The organism is Streptomyces sp. DvalAA-14 (assembly GCF_900091855.1).
In the GTDB taxonomy this organism is placed as follows: Bacteria; Actinomycetota; Actinomycetes; order Streptomycetales; family Streptomycetaceae; genus Actinacidiphila.
Genome location: NZ_FMCH01000070.1, coordinates 1 through 2234 on the forward strand (window position 1 = coordinate 1; position 2234 = coordinate 2234).

The 2234-nt window shown below is 73.3% G+C and carries 1 protein-coding gene; it reads left to right on the plus strand.

The annotated features are described in order from the left end of the window. Positions 1–566 precede the first annotated feature (566 nt). Positions 567–1964, plus strand: coding sequence for an NADP-dependent succinic semialdehyde dehydrogenase (locus GA0115240_RS03560; RefSeq protein ID WP_093735181.1), 1398 nt, complete (start codon positions 567–569; stop codon positions 1962–1964). Positions 1965–2234: the final 270 nt, after the last annotated feature.

Genomic DNA, 2234 nt, shown 5'->3' on the forward strand with positions numbered 1-2234 from the left:
CGCCTGGGCGCTGCCGGTGGCGATACCGGCGGCGCCCAGGGCGAGCGTGCCCAGCGCGGCGGCCGCGCCGATCAGCACGCGACTTCGGGGCATGCGAGAACCAGACATCCGTCAACCTCCAGGTGGGGGGCGGTCAGTGGGGGATGCATCGGGAGAACCGCGGACGAGCGGGAAAATCTGCGCGCGTAGAACGAGTGCATGACGTGCCGGGGAAATTCTGCGCGCGTAGAACCTGTGCGTGATGTGCCGGGAGTTACCACCTGATGAACGCTTCCGGTCGGAACCGGCGCTTCGGCCCGGGGGCCTGCCGTCCATCCGGCTTCCGGTCCCGCCGCCGCGCAGGCCGGCCGGACGGCGCCCGCCTGTCCGGGAGGAGGGACCCGCTTGGGGGGTGAGCTGTCGCGGTGCCGGGGCGGGCGGGGCAGGATGGGGCGGGAGCCGCATGGCCCGGCGGAGGGCGGGTAGACGGCCTGCTCGGACACCCCGCGAGGACGCCGGCCCGGCGGCCGGCGCCGCACCCCGGGGGCACCCCGGCCGCCCGGCCCCGGCACGAGGAGGAACAGAGCATGCCCATCGCCACCGTGAACCCCGCCACCGGGGAGACCCTGCGGAAATTCGACGCGCTCGGGGCGGACGGCATCGAGGAGCGCATCGCCAAGGCGGAGAGCGCTTTCCGGGGCTATCGGACCACCGACTTCGCCGCCCGCGCCGCGCTGCTGACCGCGGCAGCCGACCTGCTGGACGAGGAGCGGGACCAGATCGCCCGCACCATGACCACCGAGATGGGCAAGACGCTGGCCGCCGCCAAGTCCGAGGCCGCCAAGTGCGCCAAGGCGATGCGCTGGTATGCCGCCAACGCCGAGCGGCTGCTCGCCGACGAGCACCCCGACGAGGCCGACGTGGCGGACAGCGGCGCGCACCAGGCCTACGTCCGCTACCGCCCGCTGGGAGTGGTGCTGGCCGTCATGCCCTGGAACTTCCCGCTCTGGCAGGTGGTGCGGTTCGCCGCCCCCGCCCTGATGGCCGGCAATGTCGGGCTGCTCAAGCACGCCTCCAACGTCCCGCAGACCGCCCTCTACCTCGGCGACCTCTTCCACCGCGCCGGCTTCCCGGTGGGCTGCTTCCAGACCCTGCTGATCGGCTCGGACGCCATCGAGGGCGTGCTGCGCGATCCCCGGGTGGCCGCGGCGACCCTCACCGGCAGCGAGGGCGCCGGCCGCGCGGTCGCCGCGATCGCCGGCGACGAGATCAAGCCGACCGTGCTGGAACTGGGCGGCAGCGATCCGTTCGTGGTGATGCCGTCCGCCCGCGACGAGCTGGACCACGCGGTGCACACCGCGGTCACCGCCCGGGTGCAGAACAACGGCCAGTCCTGCATCGCCGCCAAGCGCTTCATCGTGCACGAGGACCTCTACGACGAGTTCGCCGCGGCCTTCGCCCGCACCATGAGCGGCCTGGTCGTCGGCGACCCGATGGCCGACTCTACCGACATCGGCCCGCTGTCCTCCGAGCAGGGCCGCGCCGACCTGGCGGAACTGGTCGACGACGCGCTTGCCAAGGGGGCCACCGCGCTGTGCGGCGCCCGCCGCCCGCAGTCGCTGACCTCCGGCTGGTACTACGAGCCGACCGTGCTGACCGGTGTCACCGAGGAGATGCGGATCCACCGCGAGGAGGCCTTCGGCCCGGTCGCCACCCTCTACCGGGTGCCGGACGTGGACGCGGCTGTCGCGCTCGCCAACGACACGCCCTTCGGCCTGAGTTCCAACGTCTGGACGCGGGACGTCGACGAGCAGCGGCGCTTCACCCGCGATCTGCAGGCGGGCGGGGTCTACTTCAACGGGATGACGGCCTCGCATCCGGCGCTGCCCTTCGGCGGCGTCAAGCGGTCGGGGTACGGGCGCGAGCTGTCCGGTCACGGCATCCGGGCCTTCTGCAACGCCACCACGGTCTGGTACGGGCGCTGAGACCGTCCTGGAGAGCGCGTTCCGGCCGACATCCGGGTCCGGCCGGGGACCGGAAAGGGGCCGCGTCGGGTGGGAAGATCGATGCACGGAGCCTCCCCACACCCTCGCGTTGCGATGGCCAGCCTCGTTCGTCCCTGAGTTTGGCACAGCAGGGGCGGCCGGGGTCAAGTACTCCTGACCGCGTTCACCCGGCTGACCCGCCATCGGTGCCGCCATCGGTGCCGCCATCGGCGGGGCCGGCCGCGGGGCCGTGCGCGCGGCGCCGCCGGC